Annotated in this window: 19 protein-coding genes; 8 read left to right on the forward strand and 11 right to left on the reverse strand. The window is 55.2% G+C overall.

The features are described from left to right. Window positions 1-198: 198 nt before the first annotated feature. The gene (locus CA54_RS11010) at window positions 199-1,008 is read right to left on the reverse strand and encodes a sensor histidine kinase (protein ID WP_146370818.1); all 810 of its coding nucleotides are present in this window, start codon (window positions 1,006-1,008) and stop codon (window positions 199-201) included. A gap of 610 nt (window positions 1,009-1,618) precedes the next feature. On the opposite strand from CA54_RS11010, the gene rpsO reads away from it, so the two are divergent. From rpsO to CA54_RS11045, 7 genes are all read left to right on the forward strand, one after another. Beyond that, window positions 1,619-1,888, forward strand: coding sequence for a 30S ribosomal protein S15 (gene rpsO, locus CA54_RS11015; protein ID WP_146370819.1), 270 nt, complete (start codon window positions 1,619-1,621; stop codon window positions 1,886-1,888). A gap of 326 nt (window positions 1,889-2,214) precedes the next feature. After that, complete coding sequence (gene pnp / locus CA54_RS11020; protein WP_146370820.1) at window positions 2,215-4,341, forward strand: polyribonucleotide nucleotidyltransferase; 2,127 nt, start codon at window positions 2,215-2,217, stop codon at window positions 4,339-4,341. Window positions 4,342-4,440: 99 nt separating this feature from the next. Further along, window positions 4,441-5,160 carry a sensor histidine kinase gene (locus CA54_RS11025; protein WP_231963034.1) on the forward strand — a complete coding sequence of 240 codons (720 nt, stop codon included), beginning with the start codon at window positions 4,441-4,443 and terminating at the stop codon, window positions 5,158-5,160. A gap of 123 nt (window positions 5,161-5,283) precedes the next feature. After that, window positions 5,284-6,696 carry a sigma-54-dependent transcriptional regulator gene (locus CA54_RS11030; RefSeq protein ID WP_146370822.1) on the forward strand — a complete coding sequence of 471 codons (1,413 nt, stop codon included), beginning with the start codon at window positions 5,284-5,286 and terminating at the stop codon, window positions 6,694-6,696. Between the two features lie 317 nt (window positions 6,697-7,013). After that, the gene (locus CA54_RS11035; protein ID WP_197532388.1) at window positions 7,014-7,676 is read left to right on the forward strand and encodes a PEP-CTERM sorting domain-containing protein; all 663 of its coding nucleotides are present in this window, start codon (window positions 7,014-7,016) and stop codon (window positions 7,674-7,676) included. Between the two features lie 135 nt (window positions 7,677-7,811). Then, window positions 7,812-8,723 (forward strand): DUF6454 family protein, encoded by a 912-nt coding sequence (locus CA54_RS11040; protein ID WP_146370824.1) that lies wholly within the window; start codon window positions 7,812-7,814, stop codon window positions 8,721-8,723. Between the two features lie 150 nt (window positions 8,724-8,873). After that, a complete protein-coding gene (locus CA54_RS11045; RefSeq protein WP_146370825.1) occupies window positions 8,874-9,722 on the forward strand; it encodes a FliM/FliN family flagellar motor C-terminal domain-containing protein in 849 nt (282 codons plus the stop codon). Between the two features lie 27 nt (window positions 9,723-9,749). On the opposite strand, the gene CA54_RS11050 is transcribed toward CA54_RS11045, so the two are convergent. From CA54_RS11050 to CA54_RS11095, 10 genes are all read right to left on the reverse strand, one after another. Next, on the reverse strand, window positions 9,750-11,282 hold the full coding sequence (locus CA54_RS11050; RefSeq protein WP_146370826.1) for a prenyltransferase/squalene oxidase repeat-containing protein: 1,533 nt from the start codon (window positions 11,280-11,282) through the stop codon (window positions 9,750-9,752). A gap of 388 nt (window positions 11,283-11,670) precedes the next feature. After that, on the reverse strand, window positions 11,671-13,065 hold the full coding sequence (locus CA54_RS11055) for an AAA family ATPase (RefSeq protein WP_146370827.1): 1,395 nt from the start codon (window positions 13,063-13,065) through the stop codon (window positions 11,671-11,673). Window positions 13,066-13,323: 258 nt separating this feature from the next. Then, window positions 13,324-14,733 (reverse strand): pyridoxal-dependent decarboxylase, encoded by a 1,410-nt coding sequence (locus tag CA54_RS11060; protein WP_146370828.1) that lies wholly within the window; start codon window positions 14,731-14,733, stop codon window positions 13,324-13,326. A gap of 236 nt (window positions 14,734-14,969) precedes the next feature. Then, window positions 14,970-15,698 (reverse strand): hypothetical protein, encoded by a 729-nt coding sequence (locus CA54_RS11065; protein ID WP_146370829.1) that lies wholly within the window; start codon window positions 15,696-15,698, stop codon window positions 14,970-14,972. Between the two features lie 46 nt (window positions 15,699-15,744). Next, window positions 15,745-16,200, reverse strand: a complete 456-nt coding sequence (locus CA54_RS11070) for a DUF423 domain-containing protein (RefSeq protein ID WP_146370830.1) — start codon at window positions 16,198-16,200, stop codon at window positions 15,745-15,747. Window positions 16,201-16,313: 113 nt separating this feature from the next. Continuing rightward, on the reverse strand, window positions 16,314-16,901 hold the full coding sequence (locus CA54_RS11075; RefSeq protein ID WP_146370831.1) for a hypothetical protein: 588 nt from the start codon (window positions 16,899-16,901) through the stop codon (window positions 16,314-16,316). 99 nt (window positions 16,902-17,000) lie between these two features. Continuing rightward, the gene (locus tag CA54_RS11080; protein ID WP_146370832.1) at window positions 17,001-17,582 is read right to left on the reverse strand and encodes a DJ-1/PfpI family protein; all 582 of its coding nucleotides are present in this window, start codon (window positions 17,580-17,582) and stop codon (window positions 17,001-17,003) included. A gap of 434 nt (window positions 17,583-18,016) precedes the next feature. Beyond that, window positions 18,017-20,164, reverse strand: coding sequence for a sensor domain-containing diguanylate cyclase/phosphohydrolase (locus CA54_RS11085; protein WP_146370833.1), 2,148 nt, complete (start codon window positions 20,162-20,164; stop codon window positions 18,017-18,019). Between the two features lie 364 nt (window positions 20,165-20,528). Beyond that, window positions 20,529-21,992: a M81 family metallopeptidase gene (locus CA54_RS11090; protein ID WP_146370834.1), complete on the reverse strand. Its 1,464-nt coding sequence runs from the start codon at window positions 21,990-21,992 to the stop codon at window positions 20,529-20,531. 110 nt (window positions 21,993-22,102) lie between these two features. Continuing rightward, the gene (locus CA54_RS11095) at window positions 22,103-22,840 is read right to left on the reverse strand and encodes an RraA family protein (protein WP_231963035.1); all 738 of its coding nucleotides are present in this window, start codon (window positions 22,838-22,840) and stop codon (window positions 22,103-22,105) included. A 120-nt stretch (window positions 22,841-22,960) separates the two neighbouring features. Between CA54_RS11095 and CA54_RS11100 the strand changes: the two genes are divergently transcribed. Continuing rightward, window positions 22,961-23,932 carry a C-terminal binding protein gene (locus tag CA54_RS11100; RefSeq protein ID WP_146370835.1) on the forward strand — a complete coding sequence of 324 codons (972 nt, stop codon included), beginning with the start codon at window positions 22,961-22,963 and terminating at the stop codon, window positions 23,930-23,932. Window positions 23,933-24,064 lie beyond the last annotated feature (132 nt).

Raw genomic sequence — 24,064 nt, forward strand, 5'->3', positions numbered from 1 at the left:
AAATCACGGGGAAGCACCACAAGAGTCGGATCCACACCAGGGGCCCCAAGCACGATTCGCGAAGAGCGTCGTCCCGGCACGGAGCGCACAATGCCACCGCAAGCGGTCGGTTTGGGATTCTCGGGAGTCATACCCGAAAATCCGTGTTTCATCTGTGTTCCATCTGTGGCTAAGAAAACCCGGCCAACTTGGGCTGCGTTACGATTTTGAAGTCGCAGCGGGACCACGGTAGATGTTGGTGGGTTTTTTGACGTCGCTCGCCTGGGCCAAGGGGAATTTCAAGGTAAACGTCGTCCCTTTGCCGACAGCCGAATCGACTCGCAAGCGGCCGTTGTGTGCCTCGATGACGTCGCGAGCCAGCGCCAAGCCCAATCCCGTGCCGCCTTGTCCCTGCTCGTCGGCGGTCTTGGTAGTATAAAACTGGTCGAAGATCTTTCGCAGCTGATCGGCGGGGATTCCCTGTCCCGAGTCGCGGATCGAGATTTCGGCACAATTTGACTCCGGATTCGCCCGGATACCAATATCCAAACGTCCTCCGCCGTCCATCGCTTGGCGGGCATTGATGATCATGTTCAACAAGACTTGCTGAATCTGGCTGGCATTCACTTCGGCGACCGGTTGGCCTTCGACATGCGTCTGCATGCGTACGCGATGATTCTGCAGGTCTTTTTCCACCAACACCAACACATCTTGTACGAGTTCTACAAGATCCATCGCTTCCCGGCGATCACTGCCGTTGCGAGCGTAGGAGAGCATGCCGGTCGTGATTTTGCTGGCGCGCTGCCCGGCAGCCAGAATCTTGTTGAATGCTTTCTCGCGTGTCTCTTCGTTCTTATGCCGCAAGCCCATTTTGGCGTAATTGATGACGGTGGTGAGAATGTTGTTGAATTCATGCGTCACCGAAGAGGCGAGTGCGCCGACGGAACTCATCTTTTGCGCTTGCATCAATTCTTCGCGGAGAGCTTTGATTTCAGCAAGGTGTTTTTGGCAATCGTGTTGGTCCGTCATGGAAGATTCCCACCGATCATTTTTCTGGGTTTCAGAACGTTCCGTGTAGACACGTGCGTCGCGGTCGTGTCGTAGGTTTCGTTTGGATAACACTAATCGTATCGGTGCTGCTCGAGTCGTAACTGTAGAAGACCACAGCTAACCCGCACCCTTCGCCTAAAACCTCCCCAGCGATGACCCGGATGTACGGGAGAGTCAAATTGGCGACTTTGCCACAGGTTCTCCGGTTCTGAATGCCTTCCAGCACATCGAAGTGGAGCAATTTCCAGACGACGATGAGCATGTGATAGAGTGGGTTGTTTGCTGTAAGTCTTTTTTGGGTAGTTGTTTAAGTGTGATGTATTGTGCCGGGAAGGCAGCGCGGCAACTCGCTGGTTTCGCAGTCGTCGAGGGTGGACGACGGACCGGTTGAAACTTGATGCGTCGCGCTGGCGGGGTTGGATTTACCGTTGCATATTCCCTCAGCATTGATAGAGTTAAAGCAATTCTTCGACCCCGAATTTTACCGGGGCCGGAACTTCACTTCCAAATGCTGGAAACGGGCTGCCTGACCCCGCAACTTGGGCACCCGTCCTCACTATGCTGTTACGGGAAAACTAGGAATTATTGGATGTCGATTACCAAGGATCGTAAGTCGGAATTGATTAAAGAGTACGCTCGTTCAGACGGAGATACCGGTTCGCCGGAAGTACAAATCGCCGTATTGACCGAACGGATCAATGAGTTGACCTCGCACTTGCGGACGCATCCCAAGGATCACGCCAGTCGGCGCGGTTTGTTGATGCTAGTCAGCCGTCGACGGGGACTGTTGGATTACCTCAAAGGGAAGAATCAGCAGAAATACGTCGACATCATCGGGAAATTGTCGATTCGTAAATAAAGGTTCCGTCCGGAACGCCGCGCGGTTTCCGGCTGCGCGGAACCATGATCCGGCGGCAATGCTGTTTGAGATAGGCGAGTTCCAGTTATCAAAACTGGAGTGCACTCGTCTCCGCCGTTTGGTTGCCCATGCGATTCGACGCTTGGCAGCCATACGCGAAATACACCCACCCCAATGTATTGCGAGCCACGCGGTATCAATTGGGTTGGTCAGGAAGAGATGTGTTGGCTTTTGTGTTGGATTACCGGTGCAACCCGTCAAAAGTGGTTGCATCAGCGGAAATTTGTGTCGTTAGGTACCGGCTGGGCCGGGTGAGGTGAATAGCAGTGAAAGTTGTCGTCGAACGCGAATTTGCAGGCAGAAAACTCAGTATCACAACTGGCGAAATTGCCAAGCAGGCTGACGGTTGTGTGTTGGTGCAATATGGAGAGACGGTCGTCCTTGTGGCCGCCCAATCCGGTCCCCCACGACCGGGAATCGACTTTTTCCCGTTGACTTGCGATTACCGTGAGCGCATGGCGGCAGCCGGTAAATTCCCCGGCGGGTTCCTCAAGCGCGAAGGACGGCCCACGACACGGGAAATCCTCACCAGCCGCTTGATCGACCGTCCGATTCGCCCCTTGTTCCCCAAAGGGTACCACGAAGAAGTACAAGTCATGGCCAACGTCTTGGCGTTCGACCATGAAAACGACCCGGACATCCTGGCCATGCTGGGTGCCAGTGCCGCGTTGTGCATCGCTCCGGTGCCCTTCCAAGGGCCGATTGCTGCCGTCCGCGTCGCCCACGTCGATGGCGAATTCGCCGTCCTGCCGACGCAGGAGCAACTGGATATTAGCGACCTGGACTTGATCGTTTCCGGCTCGAAAGACTCGGTGTTGATGATCGAAGGGTTTGCTGCCCAGATGGACGAAGAGCGCATGTCCGAAGCGATCCTGTTTGCTCACAAGCACATCAAAACGCTGTGCGAAATTCAACTCGAACTCATCGAAAAGGTTGGGAATTCGCCAGTCGAATACGAGGCTCCGCCCGCAAATCCCTTCGATGCTATCGTCACCGAAAAAGCGCTGGATAAAATCCGGGCCGCTAAGGAAGTCTCGGGCAAACACGCCCAAGCCGACGCCACGAAGGCTGTTCGCGACGAACTGATGGAAGAGTTCTTCCCCGAAGGTGTCGAAGCGACTGCCGACGGCGCGACGATCGGCGATTTGAAAAAGGCGTTCCACGACGTCGAAGCCCGGGCGATTCGGGAAATGACGCTTGGCGGCAAACGGCTCGATGGTCGTGGACCGACCGACTTGCGTGCCGTATCTTGCGAAGTAGAGATCCTGCCCCGCGTCCACGGTTCGGCCCTGTTTACTCGTGGCGAAACCCAATCGGTCTCCACGGTTACCTTGGGAACGACGCGTGATGAACAACGGGTCGATGGATTGTTTGACGACTACGGCAAACGGTTCATGCTCGATTACAATTTCCCGTCGTATTCGGTCGGTGAGTGCCGCCCGATTCGCGGACCCGGACGCCGGGAAATCGGACATGGTGCCTTGGCCGAACGATCGGTCAAACCGGTGTTGCCCAGTTCCGAAAACTTCCCCTATACCATGCGGGTGATTTCCGACATCACCGAGTCCAACGGGAGTAGCTCGATGGCGACGGTTTGTGCCGCCACATTGAGCCTGATGGACGCCGGTGTGCCGATCAGCCAACCGGTGGCCGGAATTTCCATTGGTTTGGTCAAAGAGGGTGACGAATACGTCATTCTGACCGACATCATTGGGAACGAAGACCACTTCGGCGATATGGACTTCAAAATTGCTGGAACCCAAAAAGGGATCACCGGTATCCAATTGGACCTCAAGATCGACGGGATCAGCGAAAAAATCATTCGCGAAACGTTGGATCAAGCCAAAGTCGCACGATTGGATTTGCTGCGATCGATCCTGAGTGCGATTCGCCGTCCGCGGGAAGCGATCTCAAGCTTCGCGCCGCAATTGCTGCAAACCTCGATCGACCCGTCCAAGATCGGGTTGTTGATCGGACCAGGCGGCAAGACGATTCGTGCCATTCAAGAGGAAACTGGCACGACCTTGGATGTGGGTGAAGACGGCACGGTCACTATCGCCGGTGCCGGCGGATCACAAGTCGAGGACGCCCTGGCGCGTATCGAAGCTTTGACCGAAGAGATCAAGGTCGGCAAGATCTATAGCGGAACCGTCAGCTCCGTGAAGGACTTCGGCGCATTTGTCGAAATCGCTCCCGGAAAAGATGGCCTTTGCCACATCAGCGAACTATCCGATGGTTATGTGAAATCGGTTGGCGAGGTGTGCAAAGAAGGGGACAAGATGCACGTGAAGGTCATTGCCGTTGACGACCAAAACCGTGTCAAACTCTCTCGCAAAGCTGCCATGGTCGAAATGGGTGAATCCGACGAAAAGGCCGAATCGGACGAGTCCTAACTTTGCGTCGTGATAGATAGTTAAGAATTTCACGAGGCTGCGACTCGCATCGCAGCCTCGTTTCCTTTTGCGCGTTCCAGCGGAAAGTGGGTGATCCGGATGGCCGCCGAATCCATGAACGCAGCCGAACAGCAGCGGTTGCTTGACCAATACGAGGAGATCGCTGCGCTCGCCGGCGGATTGGCGCACGAAATCAAAAATCCGCTCTCGACCATCTTGCTGAGCCTTGAGTTGTTGCAAGAAGATATCGTGGAAAGCGAAGTCGCCAACGGTCACCGTATGTTGCGGAAAGTGGAGACCGTACAGCGCGAATGCCAGCACCTGCAGTCCATCTTGGAAGAATTCCTCAATTTTGCCCGCATGGGCGAAATCGACTTGGCCCCGGCTGATTTGAATGAAGTGATCAGCGAATTCGTTGAATTCTACAAAGCCGAAGCCGCTGAACAAAACGTGGAAATCAGTCCGCACTTTCAAAGCAATATTCCCCACGTCCGCCTCGATCGCGCGCTGTTTCGGCAAGTCCTGATGAATTTCGCCTTAAACGCGCAACAAGCCATGCCCGAAGGCGGACTGCTGGAATTACAAACCTATGCACGCGACGGAGAAGTGCTGTTGGATTTGATTGATAACGGCGTTGGCATGAGTCCCGCGACGGTGGAAAAGATGTTTCAAGTGTTCTACTCCACCAAATCCGGCGGCAGCGGACTGGGACTGCCCACCGCCCGCAAGATTGTTCAAGCTCACCGCGGCCGCATAGCCGTCGATAGCGAACCGGGGCGCGGGACACGTTTCACAATCGCTTTGCCCGCCGCGGATTGATCATTTCCATCGGAACGTCTACTCTTAGCTTTCATGTTGAAACACGTCAGGCCCGCGATTTCGACGTCAGAAGACGATCTAGACACGCCCGGCGCCATACCCCCATTAAAAAGCTGACTGTCCATGGCGGACTCCCAAGACAATTCCATCGACCTTTCGGCGATTCAGATCCACGTGCTGATTATCGACGACGATGAACCGCACGCGCAGGCGGTCGCCGAAAGTTTAGAACGGGTCGACTACGATTGCACCGTCGCTGCTTCGGGCGTACGGGGAGCTGCCCTGATTGAGAGTGATACATTCGATGTCGTCGTCACCGACCTCAAGATGGACGACATGGACGGGTTAGCGATTCTGGCCAAAGCCAAGGAGGAACTCCCCGACGCTGAGGTGATCCTGCTCACTGGCCACGGTTCGATCAACTCCGCCGTCACGGCCATGCAACACGGAGCCTATACGTACCTCACCAAACCGCTCGACATTTCTGAACTGCGAGCGGCAGTCGAAAAGGCTTCGTCACGCCTCAAATTGGCCCGCTACAATACGCAGCTCAAACGACAACTCGACGAAAAATTCGGCTTCGAAGGGGTGGTCGGCAACACGCCGCAAATGCTGAAGATCATCACGCAACTGCAGCAACTCGCCCCGACCGATAGTTCGGTGTTGATCTTGGGAGAAAATGGAACCGGCAAGGAACTGGTGGCCAAGGCGATTCACCAAAACAGTCGCCGCAAAAACAAGCCGTTCGTACCGCTGAATATCTCGGCACTGTCCGAAGGTATTCTCGAAAGCGAATTGTTTGGCCATGAAAAAGGCTCGTTCACCGGTGCGGAACGGCGGCGGATCGGACAATTTGAATACGCCAACGGCGGAACTCTGTTTCTCGACGAAGTCGGCGAAATGCCCATGTCGACTCAGATCAAATTGCTCCGCGTCTTAGAGGACGGACAGATCAATCGCGTCGGCGCCAACGAGCCAATTAAAGTGAACGTCCGTTTGGTGGCCGCCACCAATGCCGATTTGGCGCAGATGGTCGAAGATAAAAAGTTTCGCAAGGACCTGTACTATCGCCTGGATGTGGTCAAAATCAATCTGCCGCCGCTACGGGAACGCCGGGGAGACATCCCGTTATTGATCGAGCATTTCATCAAAGAGATGACGGCACGACATGGGCGCGAGGTCGAACATATGTCCAAATCGGCCCGACAAGCGCTGATGGCCTATGACTGGCCGGGCAATATCCGCCAATTGCGAAATGTCATCGAACGGATGGTGGTCGTCGATATGGATGGATTGTTGGATGTCGACGATTTGCCCGAAGAGATTGCGCCCCCGCCGCGTGCGGGTGATGAGCCGATTCTAGGATTCGATGGCCACGATGCTCTGGTAGGCAAGTCGCTCTCAGACATCGAGCGGTATTACATCGAAAAGACCCTCTTGTTGACCGAGGGCAAACGTGAGGAAGCAGCCCGCATCCTGGGGATCGGTGAGCGGACGCTCTACCGCAAAATCAAGGAATTCGGGCTGAATCAGTAGCCCGCTGCGCCTGGACAATCTCGCTCTACCGCTCTTTCAGGAATGTTAAGAGCAGTTAATTGTAGGGATTGTACTGAATTGGGTGATTCTGCTTGTAATTCCCTCTGCGAGGCTTCAGAATGGGCCAAACACATTTGATGCAATCAAATTGCGCTCCAGCTACCGACGAAAATCGGCCCAGCTTCAATACAGCGAATTTCCATGCGGGCCACCTTGGATTTTGATTTCGTCCTGCCCACTTAAACCATGGAATGTTGAGGAGAGATACCCCTATGAAGAGACTTGTAAACGGATTCGCGGTTCTTGCCGTAGTCGCCTTGCTGACGACATCGGCACAGGCTGGAAACGTAACGCCCGATGTGATTTTTGGCAGCGGTAATCCAAACGGCGGCTGGACGATTAGCCAGTCCAATGGAGTGGAAGTTGGTTTGCGTGGCAAGCAGCGGTTTGGACCTGTGCTTCCGAACAGCGGAGGCGTTTATCAGGCCACTCCTGGAATTTCTTCCGGAACTGCAGCAACGTGGAATTACGAATTTTCGGCAAATGTCGATTGGGACGGTACAAGCGGTTTGACCCTGGCTGACGTGCAGGTGATGCTGGAGATCGACGTCGATCCCTCTGCTGGCGTAAGTTTCTTGGGGCCTTTTGATGTCTTCTCTGCGTGGACAGATAATGCGGTCGGCACCAACGCCACTGGAAACGGCGGCGGCGTCATCGACAACGCTAATCTGAACCTCTACAACGTCGTGCAGAACTCGCAAAACCTCGGCTGGGCGCCAATCCCGTTCGATCCTTTTGCCGATGGAATTTACGATTTCCGTCTGTCGGTTCTGGACGCCAATGGAGGATCGCTAGCTCAGACGACAGCGCAAGTGGTCGTCACTCCCGAACCGTCCAGCATGGTGCTGCTCGGCATCGGCATGGTCGGATTGGCCGGTTATGGCATGCGTCGTCGTAAGCAACGTCAAGCGGTTGCTTGAAACCACCTGACGACAATTTGATATTTGGCATTCGGCCGTCCCCGCATCCCGGGGGCGGCTTTTTTGTTAGGATGGACGGAGAGAAGTGGCTGTCTTTTTACCCGCCGTTGGTCATATAGCGCTGGGGGAGTTGTGATGAAACGTTGGTTGGGAATCGTAGTGATCGCGATGGCGATGCAGAACGGTTGGTCTGTCTCGCTCGCCACAGCGCAATCGCTGACGCTGGAGTATGAAGCCGTCGAGGCATTGCCGAATTTTGACATCGATGGAAAGCCGGCGCGGATTCATACGCAAGGATTATTCGTCACACAGCGGCACTACTACGTCACTGGTCGTTTGGAAACACCGCCGCGCCGCGCATTGTTGTTGCGATTTGATCGCAAGGATTTGAAAACAGTCGAATTCGTTGATATAACCCCAAAGCAAAAGAACCCAGCCGATGCATTGCGTTTAGATCATCCCGGCGGCTTCGATTTCGACGGTCGGGAGTTTTGGATTCCTATCTCCGCCAGTCGGCCCCAGAGCCGCACTGTAGTACTAAGGTTCCCCCATCAACCGGACAAACGATTATCTGCCACAGTGAGTAAAGTGGCCTTCACCAGCGATGATCACATCGGGGCCATCGCCTGTGATTCTCTATCCCGCGAATTGTACGGAGCCAATTGGGATACGAAGCTCGTCTATCGTTGGCGAATGGATGGTAGGGTGGTGGAAACCATTCCCCGCCAGGAATTAGTCAGCGACGATAAAACTTGGGCCATGGCAGTCCAAGACTGGAAGGGACTCGACAACCATCAAATCCTTGCCGGTGGGATCGACAAAAATCGCGACCGCGATCCGGCAATATCCCCCGCGGTGGTGGCTATCTTGGATATCCCCAAGCGAACAATGATCGCCTCTGCCCGCCTGCCCCGTCCTGAGGGGACCGAACTGACCCTCACCCGTGAGGGGTTGGCCATAAGGGGCGACCAGCTTTTCTTCCTGCCCGGCGATTTGGGACAGCACGCTCGCGTTTTTCGCTATCAGTGGAAGATTATGGCGGAATGAAGTCGTGATCCCTTCACATGGGAATTTGCAGCGATTGCAACGGCTTTACCAAAAGCTCCGGATCTGTTGGCGCCGATAACACTTCAAGACACCGGGAGTGCGCGCGTCGACATCACTGGTTAGGACGCGGTTTCGAGATAAAGGGGGACCATGGCCGATTTCTCATCGACCAACGTTGAGGCTATTGTCAGCATTTGCAGCGAAAACAGTGCCGCAATTGCCGAGTCGCTCAATCAATGCTTTGACAGCCAGCAGACATTAACTGTCGGCGAGCCAGCGGATTGGATGAGCGACTATGCCCCCTCCGAACTTGCCGGACCGGGATTGCTGGTTTGTTGCCGCGTGGGCGATGAATCGTTGGTGTGCGCCATTCCCGCATCTCTGCCGCTTCCCGAGTGGTACACCGAACCTGGAGACAGCCAGAGCGCGCGGTTGGATACATTGGCCATGGAATGGTCGATGAATCTGCTGCCGCCCGATATTGAATGCGAAGAATTCACAACGACTGCGCATGCAAATCTACTCACGGCCATGGCGCAGCCCGGCTCAGAGACTTCCGCGACGATATTGCCGGTCACTGTCGATGAGGACCAAAGTGGTTTATGGATCGTATGGCCGCTTCCCGCCGCTGCCACTGCATCGGCCAGTGCCGAACCAGCCAATGAGAAAGTAGCTGAGACCGCTGTCGAGGCACCCGTCGCTGCGGCCGCCAGTTCACCCAAGGCGCCGCCGCCGGTCGATCCGTTGGCACGCATTCGTGGCATCAATGTTCCCGTGATTGTGAAACTGGCTGAGCGACGAATTGAAATCGACGAGCTATTGCATCTCTGTCCCGGAACCATCGTCTCGTTCGACAAGCCGTGCGAGGATCTGCTGGAACTGATGGTGAGCAACCAGATGTATGCCCGTGGTGAAGCGGTCAAAATCGGTGAGAAATTTGGGATCAAGATCAGCGAAGTCGGCTACGTCCCCCGCCGAGAACCACGGATTATTTCCTAACTCCGGCAGGCATTCACTGCAACGCATTTAAAAGTCGATCGGCCTATCCCCGCCATCTATCGGGACGTCGCCGCTGCGGGCATAAATCGGCAAATGCCGGTAGTAGACTTCCAACGTCAAAATCGACATCGCTGTCATGTACAAGCGTCCGCCCGGACGGCTGCCGTGCGGGCAGGTCGGGAGCCAACTCCCGGCGGCATGGCCCTTTTTATCTTGCTTAGCCACCAACTGGTCCCGCAACTCGTTGTTCCAACTGATCCAGGTGTCGCCGCCGACTTGGTACATAAACTGCGTGGCGTAATAGTTGTAATACATGTCCTTGGCCGAAGGCCCCAAGACGGACAGTCGTTTTGCGCCCAGTTTAACGACCGGATTGGTGGGATCCCATCCGTGCTGTTTGCCCAGGTACATCCGCGACAACAAACCGACAGCCGACAACGTGGGTGTGGCACCAGGACGTCGATAACCGTAGCCGACCCCTTCATCGGATTGCACGCTGTCCAAGAATGCCCACGCGCCGTCAAACGTTTGTTGCGGCACATCCATTTCCGCGATGCGGCCGCTATAGAGTGCCATCACTTGCCAGCCGACAACAGACGTATCGCCGGGGTCGCCGGGATTGTACCGCCAGCCTCCGCCGGAGGTATCTTGAGCCCGGATAATAAAGTTGAGCGCATCTTGTGTGGGCTTTCGCAAAAATTTGCTGTGGCCCAAATTATACGCTTCGCAAAGTGCCAACGTGGCGATGCCCTGCGCATACATCCCTTCATTACCTCCACGCCGACCGCGTCGGGCGGTGCGGCCCATCAGATTGCCCGTGTCACGATGCGAGGATTTCATCTGCGACAGGAGGTATTTCAACCCGCGAAACACGGTTCTTTTGTATTCCCCCGTCTGGTCCGAATGCCCAGCGCCCAAAAAGCATAACAAGGCTAAACCGGTCGCGCCGGTCGTGCAGTTGTTGAGTGAACCAGGATGGCTACATTGACCACGACATTGCCGGGTTGTGTGATTAAAACTCCAACTGCCGTTGCGATTTTGATGGTTGGCCAGCCATTGCAATCCCAACGCGACAGCGGCTTCACTTTCCGGCGTGCCGCCCTCCCGCGCAATGAGCGCCGCTTTTCCGACACCCGTCCGCCCTGAAAACTCCGGCGACCCGACCGTTGGAATCGATTCCAACGAAATCAAATCGGTCTTCGTCGAGACCCGGATCGGCTCTTGCGGTGTTTCCTCCAGCGGCAGCGGTAACGACAAGCTCGACACCAAATCCTGCGCATCAAACGATTCCAGCGAGCTGTCCGCTTCAGCCACTTCGATGGGCTGAAAGGTGGTCTCTAACTTTTCCGCCACGGGTGCTCGTTCGCGTTCGCCCAGGACTGCTAGAATCTCCGGCAAGCGATCGCGAAACTGATGCGTGACGGTGATCAGTGCAAGAATAATCAGCAGAGCGGCATGAACTAACAGGCTGCAGACCCATCCCGGGGCATCACCTAAGTTGCGAAAGGGCCATGACGCAGGGTGACTGCTGTCGCCAGATTCACCAGCGAGGGGCTTCATTTCGTGCGCAGTCCGTTGGGACTTCGACCGCCCAGGTGGGGGAGGGGCGAGCCGCTGATTCGCGGAAGAAGAGTCGTAACCGATTGGAGCACGTTGCGTTGGCCCATTCATAATAAGCACTCTACGCAACTGCTAAGTAGCAATCAACGACCATTTCGAGAAATGTCGCTAGTCACCTGTTATAGTTCCCACTTGAACCGCCCTCGAAAATGGCCGAATGGACGAAATGAAGGCGGGCAAGACTGAATGTGAAGTCAGCCCAATCACCGTGGAGGACACAAAGTATTTGTGACAAATCACCCAGTCGACCGACGATACGGAGCCGGGAAACCAGTACTAAATTGTCAGGGCGAGAACCTCGCACGCAGCAAGCGGAGCAGGGTGCGACTCACACCCAATCTTCGGTTCCGTACATGATTCCAAAATAGGTTTCCACGGCAGCATCCAGAGCGGAAATGTTGGCGATCCGCGGCTGTGCTTCGAACTCACACAGATTGCGCACCTGTTGCAGGATGTCGCGGGGATGGCAAAACCGCATGTTGCGGCGCGGCGACTTGTAGTGCTGCTCAATCAGATGTTCAAGAGCACCGGAGGGCAGTTCAATGTTCCACGTAGCTGCCTGCTCTGCGAACAGTTCGCGGAACTGAGATTCGGTGGGATCCTTGGCTTCGATTTTATACGGAATGCGCCGCAAGAAGGCTTCGTCGACCAGATCCGAAGGATCTAGGTTGGTCGAAAACACAATCATCTGGTCAAAAGGCACGCGCACCTTGCGGCCGCTGGCCATGCTTAAAATGTCGTATCGTTTTTCCAACGGAACAATCCAACGATTGAGCAGCTCCGCGACGCTCATGCGTTGCCGACCGAAATCGTCGATCAGCAATGTGCCGCAATTGCTTTTGAGTTGCACCGGCGCTTCGCTGATTCCCGAGTCGCGGTTTTTGGTCATCTCGAGATTGTCCATTGTCAATTCGCCACCTACGATGATCGTCGGCCGGCGAATTTTGATCCACCGCCTGTCGACTTTGATACCGTTTTCCAATCCGTTGTTGGAATTGGCTGGCAATTCCTCGTGGCTACTGGGATCGAACAACCGCACAATTTCACCGTACATGTTCAGGACGCGGGGAATCCAGATATGTTCCCCGAAAGCGCCGGTAATCCGTTCGGCGATACTGGTCTTTCCGTTTCCGGGACTTCCGTAAAGGAACAGGCCTCGTCCAGAATGGATTGCTCGTCCGACGCGCCGCATCAAATCGTCGCACAGCGTTAATCCCGCAAACGCCGTCTGCAGTTTGGCAACCGTCGGTTTGTCCTTATCGATGGATTGCGCTTCGATGGCCGCAATGTAATCCTTGATCGAAACCGGCGCAGATCCAAAGTGTGTGTTTTTCTCCGAGAAACGCCGCGCGCGGACAGCGCCAATTTCAGTGATCTCGTGAATGTAATCATTCAGCGATCCCATTCCTTTGTAGACAAGCTGCTGTTCATCCTTGAGACGCCGCAGCACAGGATCGATCATTTTTTGCGGCAGCTTGATCTGCTCTGCGATCTCCGCCCCGGTCGCAGAAGCCGTGTTCATCAGAAATTTCAGAATGAGCGCTTCGACTTCGGCCTCATGCAGATCCGCTTCTTCAAACGTAGTCGGTTCCTCGGGAATGAATTCTGAATCTGTTGGGGAGGTGGCGGCAGCAACGGCATCTGACGCGGAAGGTTGAGCAACCCCTTTTTCCGCAAACAAAGAGGCCAACAACGATTCCGTACTCATATCGGAAGACACCATGGCAAATCCTCGACTAAATCCTGAAACACTTTTGCGATCAACAACCGAGGGCAGGGCAGTGCGAACGCAATGCGGTAGTCGCCTGCGCAATCGGTCAGTTAAAGCCTAGTCCGCCTTCACGACAAAAGTCGGAGCATCGGCCCGAAAAAAAGCGTTTCGCTCAATTCCTCTGGGAGCGCACACGAACAGCAGCGGCATCGTCACAATCGGCGCAATTGTTGCGATCGTTTTGGAGGAATGGAGTCAAGCAGAGGCGCGTCAGCTGACGCGGGCAGGCGAGGTCAGCGGAATCCGTGTATGGATGCCGCGCAGATCCTGCAGCGTTTCGGAGACATCGTGCAACAACGATTCCTCGATTTCTTGCCGGGATCGTCGCGGAGGACGAATGTCGAGGACTTTCAGGACTCTACGGATATCCTGAACCAGCATCTCCGCGCGGTTGCGATCGAATCCCTCACCCGGCACGATACGGAGGATCTCGACTTGATCACTGCCGACGCGCGAAGCAGGCACCCGCCAGCCCCGTTCGTGCAATTCCTGTGAGATGTCAAGTACCGAAAACCGGGAGCCATCCCGCAACTTGGCGCACACCAGCGGCAATGATTGCCCGTCGCTCAATACTTCAAATCGATTCGTCGCCGCCAATCCTTGCGCAACGATTCGCGAAACGTCCTGCAGATCCTGCATGATCCGCGTATACCCGTCCCGTCCGAGTCTGAGAAAACTGTAATACTGGGCCATCACCCGTTCGGGTGCGGAGGTCGCGTTGTCATCGTGATTTGTGTCGCTCAATCCATCGGGCAATGTCGCCGGGTCGCGCCACAAGACCCACTCAGCCGCGGGTTGGACCATCCCATACTGTCCTCCCGAAACGTGAATGGATTGTACGCGTGGCAAACGGAAGTCCCATGGCAATTCGGGTGTCAGAAACGGCGCCACAAAGCCGCCTGCTGCATCAACGTGAATCGGCACCTCGTAGCCAGTTGTCTTGTGAATGCGGGTCAGCCCGGCGTTGAGTTCCGCCAGGGAGTCGTAATTGCCGGTCACATCATTGCCCAGCACACCGACGACTCCAATCGTATTCGCATCAATCCGTGCCAACGCGCTCTCAACATCCAACATGAAGCGTTCGTCGGACGTCTCTACGCTGCGCGGTTCGATTTCAAAGATGCGCGCGAAGTGCGCCCATGCGGGTGAGGGCGTCCGACCCCAAATGATATTTGGACGAGTAATCGGTCGACCCGGCGTCCGGTGATGGCGGCGCCAATTCCATAGCATCGCCAACCCTGCCAATTGCACAGCCAGCGCGGGGCTCGACACCGAGGCTCCCGCCGGCCCGGCGGTATGGAACAGATCACCCAACATTTGCAGACAACGACGCTCCAGCGCGGCGGTCTCCGTTGTTGCGGTTTTTTGGGAGAGTTGTTGTACGAGATGCGTAAACTCCGGCTCCTGCCAAGTATGGCGGAACGACGATAAGTCGTAGTTCCGGTCCTTGGTCAGATGGAGTGTTTCATGCACGTCCTGATAAGCGGCAGCGGCGGGGGTTTGCGTTTGTGGAAGCTGTGCGCCGACCACCGCCGCGGCTTGTGCCGGCTGGGCGATATCGGCGTGGGCTCCCCGCTGCGGAATGTGTGTGGCGGGCCGATGGATTGTGCGATTGAACATGCTTTGTCTCCGGCGGACCAGGGGACCGAAACGACGCGGGGATTCGCGAGTCTTCGGACAAATGTAGGGAACATGCCGGTTTTACGTTCACAAATCGCAACGGGAACCGGAATGGCTGTGGTCTACTGGAAACATACGATGCATTTTGGCAACATGCGGCGGGTTCGTGAGCGGATGCCGCAAAATTTCGCTCTTCAGCCCCCGGCTTTGCCGGGCGACCGGATTGTGCCAACAGTTCAGACGTTGATCGTGGGCAATTCCACCTTCCCGAATTTTTCGAAATAATACACAAACGCCATGTCGTTGCTTCCGCGGGGAACACCCACGTGCAGTAAGATTCGCTGGGGTCCGGCGTATTTTCCCTCTTCGTCTTCCTGAAACGCGCTTCCCTGCCAGATTTGTACCGCGTGAATCCCCAGACCGGCATTTTCGTCCGGATCGTCGTCCTCAAACCGGTTTCCGGAATAATCAAAAGGGACGAGCATCAACTCTGCCGGTTCCCAATATTGAAACGGCGTCTGTTCGCGCTGTTCGCTTGGTGTCGCAGGGGTGATCGTCACATCGATTTCGTACCAATCGGCAGCCGCGTCGTGTGCGATCAAGTCGCGTAGATATTCCTCAGAGCTGTACTCTTCTTCCTCTTCCTCTAAATCTTCATCATCTAAACCCGCTGCTTCGAGCAGAGCTCGTTCTTCGGCGATTTCGTCACTGCGATCCGGAGGATCAGCCGGGGTGACGCGATGCACTTCGACGGTCGCATTTTTGAGTACCGCCGCCTTCTTGCGAAACGGTGTCATCATCAGCCGAATAAACAACCAACTCATCAGTCGCTTGAGGAAGATCACGCCCAAAAATAGGACGACCAACACACAAGCCAGCCCGGTCCATCCGAAATACTGAAAGATCAGAATTGTGCCGACCATGCACATGATAATGAAGATAAACAGCAGCACCAGGAATTTCATAAGGCAATCAGACTCCTGAAAAGATGGCCATTACTGGCCGGCGACATCACGCATTCAATTCAACCTTGGTCGTCCCACAGGGACATGCCCCAATCGCTAATGCTACCCAACCCACGAGGAACAGCAAACCACCAAAAGGTGTAATCATCCCCAACTTCGTATTGCCGGTGAGCGTGAGCACGTACAGCGACCCCGAGAACAAAAACACGCCCCCCACAAACGACCAACCAGCGATCTGCAGGGACCGCTTCGGCTGCATCGTCGACAGTAATCCCACTGCCAGCAAGGCTAACCCGTGATACATCTGGTAATCCGCCGCCGTGTTAAAATCGCGCAGATATTTCTGTGCAGCGGGGATCTGTCCCCCGGCGATTTCTTTGGTTTGGTCCGCGTATTTTTTAGCGAAATACCCATCCACACCATGCGCGCCAAACGCCCCCATTACGACCGCCAAACCGGCTATCACAGCCCCAACCCATGTCCAACTTTTAGAGCAACACATCCAGATCGCCTCTCCTTGTGGTCAACGGATAAGACCTGTGATTTAAGCGGGGGCAGTATCTTGCGTTGGCGTAATCGTGTGCCAGGCTCGAAGTTCCTTAGCTGTTAAAGCATTCAACCGATTTCTTTCAAAGTCAGGTCACCCAACCGGTCGTGATCGTATTTGATACCTTCGGGATAATGCAACTCGATCGTCTCGTAGTCATCGCCATGCCTTGCGATGATAAGTTCACGATCACCATCGTATTTCACCAAGGAATAACTGTTGCCAACAATTTCCCATTGAGCGACCATGCCGCCGCTGACTTGCAACGCGCCGTGTTCGTTGCATTGTACGGGAGGATTGTACGTTACTGAGACGACCGCTATTTGACGCCGGTACAATCTAATTTCCGTTTGTCGCCCTTGCTCGCTGGAATAAAACGTAATCATTAAATTGTGGCGCGATGTACACCAGGATTCAAAACACATCCGTGGTAGCGAGATAATGAGGATTAAAGTGCCGTAGTCGAGGAGGACGGCCACCCAAGCGAAAGATCGTGTTTGAGGAATAATCACCATTCCCGCGCCAAGCGCGATGGCCGGAACGAGAGGAATCGCGGATACAAATTGTCCGCTACGTGAGGATGCGAGCAGTGTCCACCAATTGGCGAACGATAGCACCAAACCCACGACGATTAAAAAGATACCAAGGGAAAACATGCTTTCGGGCGAAACCTTACCAAGCATTAAGAATGCTGGCAAATCCCAGGGAGGAGTTGATTAGCCGTTATCATTAGATTGTCGTCGAACACGTAAAAATTATCCATGTTCAATCGTAACGCCCAATACCTCCAAAAACGCCGCCAACCAGTGGGGATGCGCGGGCCATGCCGGTGCCGTGACCAGGTTGCCGTCAACGTGTACACCGTCGACCGGGATTTCCGCAAACTTACCGCCGGCCGCTTCGACCTCCGGTCGGCAAGCGGGATAAGCGGCGCAGCTGCGGCCTTTGAGAATCCCGGCAGTCGCCAACAATTGTGGGCCGTGGCAAATCGATGCAATCGGCTTACCGGTTTCGGCAAAGTGCCGCACCATCTCAAGGACTTTGCCATCCAGCCGTAAATACTCCGGCGACCTTCCTCCTGGCACGACTAATCCGTCGTAGGCTGTTGGATCGACCGCATCGAAATCGGCGTTGAGTGTAAAGTTATGCCCCGGTTTTTCGCTGTACGTCTGGTCCCCTTCGAAATCATGCACGGCGGTCCGCACCGAATCCCCCGCCTTTTTCTGCGGGCAAACCGCATGCACTTCCAACCCGACCATCCAGAGCGCCTGAAACGGCACCATCACCTCGTAGTCCTCAACGAAATCGCCGACGAGCATTAAAATTTGTTTCGCCATGATGTAGTCCTCAACAGTTCTCTGAAAATGTGTTCCGGCAGAGCGACGGTTCCGGGCAGCCGCGCTATGTTAGAACGACAGTCGGTCATTCCGCAACTCTTGGGCTGTCCCTGTTGCCAACCGGCGCAGCCAGCAATGTAGGGTGAGTCGTGACGCACCTTTCTGCATAGGACGAGAGAACTTCGCAAGATAAAACCTCGCGCAGAGACGCCGAGGCGCAAAGAAGCAAAGAGAAGCGAGGGTTGCAATCCCGAATTAGCGAAAACCTGAAAACGCAAGACTCCGGCAGCGAGTCACGCACAGGTCCATCCGTCTCGCACAACACTCTTTACGCCTTCGCGACTCCGTGCGAGGCTTTTTAGGTATTGCAGGGTGCGACTATATTGTCGCGCGAAGTTGCATGGCATCGAGAAGCCGCGCAACGAACGGACGTTCTACGGCGTCAAATCCATATCGGCGATGAAGTAGCTCTTCAAATCCTTAAATACGCCGGCAGCGCGGTGTTGGAAGACGTCCTTTTTGCGGATCCAGCCCACGGGACTGATTGTGACCAGGATCTCCACCCGTTTGGCCCGTGCTCGTGCTTTGCCGGGCTCGGGGACTTCTTCCTTGCCGATGACGACTTCGATCGTCACCGGTCGTCGGCCGTCATGGTTCCCCCATCCTGGAATGACGCCGCGATTGCCGAGACGCATGACAACGCGTTCGGGTGTGACTTCCATAATTTTCGATTGATAATCGTCGACAAAGCCCGCCAGTTTATAGACCAGCATGTCCGACGCGATCACTGCATGGAAAGTACCTTTGTACATAAATGCCTCCGCCTCTTTGGCCTCTTTTTGGGCGTTCTCGACTTGACACTTGATGTCCAACTCTTTGTTTGCGTACGCCCGCGTCGTATTGCGGCCGGCCCCTTTGGCTTCGTACAGCGCCTTGTCCGCGCGGCTGAGAAGATCGGTGACGGTATCGCCTGGTTCGTTCACCGCAATACCCAACGATGCGGTCAGTTTGCGACCTTTCAGATCGGCGATCTTGAGTTTACTCACGGCGATGCGGAGTCGCTCGGCCCGCTTGTAACCTTGGTCGAGGTCCGTTGCGGGACAAATGACAACAAATTCCTCGCCGCCGTAGCGCGCCACCAATTCGCCGGAATAGGTTTCATTCTGTAAGAGTTTGGCGAATTCCACTAACACGTCGTCTCCGACCGTATGGCCGAAATCATCGTTGATGCTCTTGAAGTGATCGGCATCAATAAAAATGACGCAGAACGTCTCGGCTGTCTGGCTATTTGTCGCCTCGGCCAATGTCTGTTCGAGTTGCCGTTCCATCTCGCCGCGATTAGCCGTTTGCGTCAGCGAGTCGCGACTGGCTGCTTCTTTGAGTTCGCGATACTGCTTGGTTTTGCCCCCTTGCCGGGAGGTATTGCGGAAGATCTCCGCGACGCCCTTCAGGACACCATCGCTGTCGATCAACGGTACGGTCTGGACTTCGACTTCAACCAGTTCGCCACTGCGATGCCGCACTGGCAGCGTGGTTGTGACCGGCTTTCGTTCGGCCAATGCTTGGAAGAGCGGACATTTCTTGTCGGCAAGCGGTTTGCCTTTGTCGTTGCAGTAGCCCAAGGTCTTGTTCGACCAGACGTTGTTCAACATATGGTGTGGGCGATGCCCCAGCAGATCTTCGGCGCGGCGGTTCCAAACGACGAAACGTTGATCGGAATTCATTAAATAGAATCCGTCGTACAGATTCTCCAATAAGTGCAGATAAGCAAAAATATGGCACAGCGCGCCAGCATTTTCGGAGTCGCCGCGAAATTCACGGTCCGAGACTTCAGAGGGCAGCAAACCCTTGCTGTTCAGATGCATTCCCGTCGGCACCCGGCCATCTTCCACCCAGCGCGACAACGAACAAATGATATTTCCGTCGAATTGTGTTCCTGCGCCGAGCATCAAGATCTGCATGATCTCATCGTGCGGCTTGGCTTTGCGGTACACCTGTTCGGTCGCCAAGGAATCGTAGGCGTCGGCCACCGCTAAAATCCGTGCGCCCATGTGGACGTCACTGCCCACACGTTGGGAATCATAACCAACACGGTCGTAGTGTTCGTGGCATTGGCTGACGATTTCTAGGACTTCAGGATCAACGTGGTAGGCCTGCAGCACGTCGTTGGCAATGTAATAATGCAGCGACATGAGTTCCGCTTCTTCGGGACTCAAGGAGCTTGGCTTAAACAGGATGCTGTCCGGAACGCCGATTTTGCCGATGTCATGCAGCAGAGCGGCCACTTCCAGGATCTTCAGTTCCCGGTCTTCCCAGCCAATTTGCGATGCCATACCCAATGACAACATCGCCACCCGCCGCGCATGTTCGACAGTCGCCACGTCGCGATAATGGAGCGCCGAAAGCAAGCTGGTCAACGCCGGCCGCGCAATCACGTCGCCGGTATCGTCATCAGTCGTGCGGGGATGCGCTACGCAATTGTCGGACAACGTCAACAAACCCAACAAGACTTGCGAGGAGTCGGTGAGATACTGTTGGCTGTTCGAGTTGGAGGGGGCCGGTACTTCAGTGACATTTGTCATGGGGGGAATTCTCCGAGGTCATCTTGGCACCGCGCACGGTCCGCAATCGCCAGAAAAGACTATCTCACGGATAGGCGGAGTCAAACACATCTCCGCAACTTCCGTCCCCACAACCAATTAAGATCCGCCGCAGACAACAATCTCTCGCCAACGGGACGCGATTATTTCGATTATACCAATAAGGCTGGCCTACTCATTCTTGTAGGGTGCGTCGCGACGCACCTTTCTAAATAGTACGGGAAATTAACCTTTTTAAGAAAACCTCGCACAGAGCGACGGTCTCCTTTTACTCGCGGCTCAGCAGGAGCTTCGCCCTCTCGGTTCGCTGGTTTGTATTTGCGATGCAGGTTTTGAAACGCGATGTTTATCGCTCGAAGGGAAACAGTGGGTGGCGGCGGTTTTTGAAATCGAGCCGCTGCATGTCGGCCGTCGTTACCCCCAGTGTGTTCACGCGCAACAACGTCGGGCAAACCGGAGCATAGGCGGCTGTCGGTGCGTGGACTCCTTTTGCCACCAGAATCTTGTACTCTGCCGGTTGAATAGCGCAACTTGTTAATTGCGCCAAACTAAACGGCACCATCCGCCGTGTGGTTAACATCACTGTTGGACCCACTGCGGTTCGTACGACAGCGGTCCGGCCCATATCGTAATGTGTCCGTCCTCCATGTCGCGGTTGGTCCTCGCGAAATTTGCCTTCATGCAGGCTGACGACCGTAGCGGTCGTTTGGTAGGGGGCGCCGTGGCGATCATCCGTTTTGCCACCGATGTTCAATTCCACCGTGCTTCCCGGTCCGGCTGCGTCGGCGAGCTGCACTGACTCGGGGTCGTAAATGCAAACAAACGCCTCCTCCACACCCGCCTCACAAAGCGCGTGTAATAAAAACGTGCTATCGCCCGGCGAACCGCCCCCGACATTGTCTCCCATGTCCAATAGGCAGGCCGGCGCAGTCGCGGCGAGTGCGCGGGGCACGGCTTCGTCGATTTCCACCATTTGCGGCAAAAAATCGTCGCGATGCTGGATGAGATAGTCGCCCAATTCATCAACGGTCCGTTGCGCCAACGCCCGGTCGCCATCGGTAATGACAAGAAACGCCGATCCCATCTCCGCAACATCGGCGTAGGGAAATCCTAAGAGGAGGCTATTTGCAATCACACCCTCGCGTGTTAACAATTCATCCGCGAAAGCGTACATCTCCCGGCAGGGAGAGTCGGATGTCAATTGTCGTTCGATGTTGATCGATACCGCTGGCAGCGCGGCCGCTTGCACGGGGCGAATCTCGCCGCGCAATGTACGAATCATCAATTCCCCCGCTTGCTGTCCCCGCTGACGTTGATCGAGATGAGGATTCGTCCGGTAGGCTATCAAGGCATCACAAGCGTCGGCCATCTGTTGCGATAGATTGGCGTGCAGGTCCAATGTTCCAATAATCGGCACATCGGCGCTGACGTGTACACGCAATTGCGACAACCAATGCCCATCGAAATCGGCAAACGGCTCGCTGACCGCCGCTCCGTGTGGCGCAACAAGCAGACCGTCCAATTCTCCAGCGGCATCTACGGCCTCCTTGAGTTGTCTGCACAAAAACTCCACCGCCGCGCTGGTGATTGTTCCACTGGGTAATGCCCAAGCAAAGAAGAGCGGCACCGCTTGGATGTCACTCTCATCGAGCGCCGCGAAGAACCCGCCTAGTTCATGGTGCGAATCGGCATACTCCTCGCGGATGGCATCACCGCTCAGCAAGGCACCGTTGCAAAAATGCTCCTCCGTGGTGGGGACCGGCAAAAATGTATTCGACTCATGCTGAATCCCCAATATCCCAACCCGCATCAATCCCCACTCCCTCGTAAAAGTCTAGACGCCGTAAATGGTCAAAGTCTTATTAGCCACAGATCAAACTTTTTTCTCTGTGTACATCCGTGGTGAATTGAACGCCCCGCTCAAAGCACGCCATACTTGGCATAAGCATCGACCGCTTTCATACCGTTTTTGATCGCGTCGCGTGTGATGTTTTCGGCATGCACTTTATTCCATGCTGCCTGGATGGCTTCCTGTTCCACGGCTTGGGGTACGACGACTACGCCGTCTTCGTCGGCGAAGATTAAATCGCCGGGGCAGATCGTCACGCGGTCGATTTGTACCGGCACGTCGATGTCGATCACACGTTGACGGTGCATGCTGTCGTAGACGCAAGTTCCGCGGGCAAACACGGGGAATTGCATCGCTCGCATTTTTACAACATCGCGGACGGCACCGTCGATGATTGCTCCCACGCATCCGCTGTTGCTTGCCGCGGTCGATAACAATTCGCCCCACACCCCGGACCGCCACGACCCACCGGCGGCTGCGACGAAGACGTCGTGCGGTTGGCAACTGTCGACCGCCTGCAATTCCAATTCGTACGGCTGCGGATCTTCATGTGCCATATCCGCCCACAACGTCGTTTTGGCGCGGCCAACGAGCGTGGTGTCGACCGTGATGGGAGGCAAGGGAACGCGCGGCGATTGATTGGAATATCCCAGTCCATCCAATGCGTCGCTAACGACCGCGCTGTAAAGTTGTTCCCGCATCTGCGGGAGTGTGATTGTTGCCGGATCTTCAACGGCCATGGTCAGTGCCTTCTGTAGAATTCGTAATGCGTCGCACGTGATTGTGAAGTCGGTTCGAGTATCTGACATATTCCCGTCGACAGCTGCAACACGCAACGCCTGTTGACGACTTCGCTGCCTGTTTTGTTAAATTGTGGACTGGCCGGAAGCGCGCCCCAACCACTGCCAATTTTCACACGAGTCACCACCATGTCGAAATTTAAAGTCTTGTTAACTGACCGGCCTTGGTCGGATTGGGAAATTGAACGAAAAATTCTCACTGCCTCCGATGCCGAAATCATCGAAGCCCCGGACGGAGATGAAGCTACGCTGGTCGATTTGGCCCAGGATTGTGACGCCATTGGTACCTGTTGGTCGCAGGTCACCGAAGCTGTGATCAAAGCGGCACCACGTTGCCGGGCAATTGCGCGATTCGGAATCGGCTTGGACAACATTGCTGTCGACACGGCGACGCAATTAAAAATTCCAGTCACCTATGTGCCCGACTACTGCGTCAGCGAGGTCGCCGACCATACGCTGGCGTTGATATTGGCCTGTGCCCGGAACGTGGCCTTTTTTCACGCGCGGACCAAGTCGGGGGAATACGACCTGGGGGCCGCCTCGATCATGCGACGTCTCAGTGAATGCGTGCTCGGTTTGGTCGGTTTGGGCCGCATCGGAAGCGAAGTCGCAGCACGGGCCCGTTCCTTCGGGATGCAGACGCTCGCATATACCCCTTCGGGCAATCCGCGCAACAGTGGTTGCGAGATGGTTGGTTTTGACGAATTGTTGGATCGTAGTGATTTTCTATCATTGCATTGCCCATTGACTCCACAGTCGCGGGGAATGTTCGGGCTGCCGCAATTCCAGCGGATGCAGCCATCCGCCTATTTGGTCAATACCTCGCGAGGTGGGGTGATCGTTACGGATGATTTGTGGTACGCATTAAAGAACAATGAAATCGCCGGCGCAGCACTGGATGTTTTCGACCCCGAACCTCCTGATTTGTCACAACCGTTGTATCTAGACCCACGGGTGATCGTCACACCGCATGCGGCGTTCGTCTCGCAGCAATCTTTGGCGGAATTACGCATCCGCGTCGCGCGTCAAATCGCCGACATGTTGCATGCCCGCCAACCGGAACATCTGGTCAATCCGCAGATTTGGCCGAATCCCAACTGATTGATCGCCGCCTCAGGGGCCATGATGCTCGTCTTCAACGAGGACAATTTGACGCTACAAGATGTGTGACCTATATCTTTTGTAGCCTGTGACCTCTGTCGAAGTGCTGTTTTGGAAACGGCATTTCTTCTG

Origin of the sequence: Symmachiella macrocystis, from assembly GCF_007860075.1 — a bacterium.
Classification (GTDB): Bacteria; Planctomycetota; Planctomycetia; order Planctomycetales; family Planctomycetaceae; genus Symmachiella; species Symmachiella macrocystis.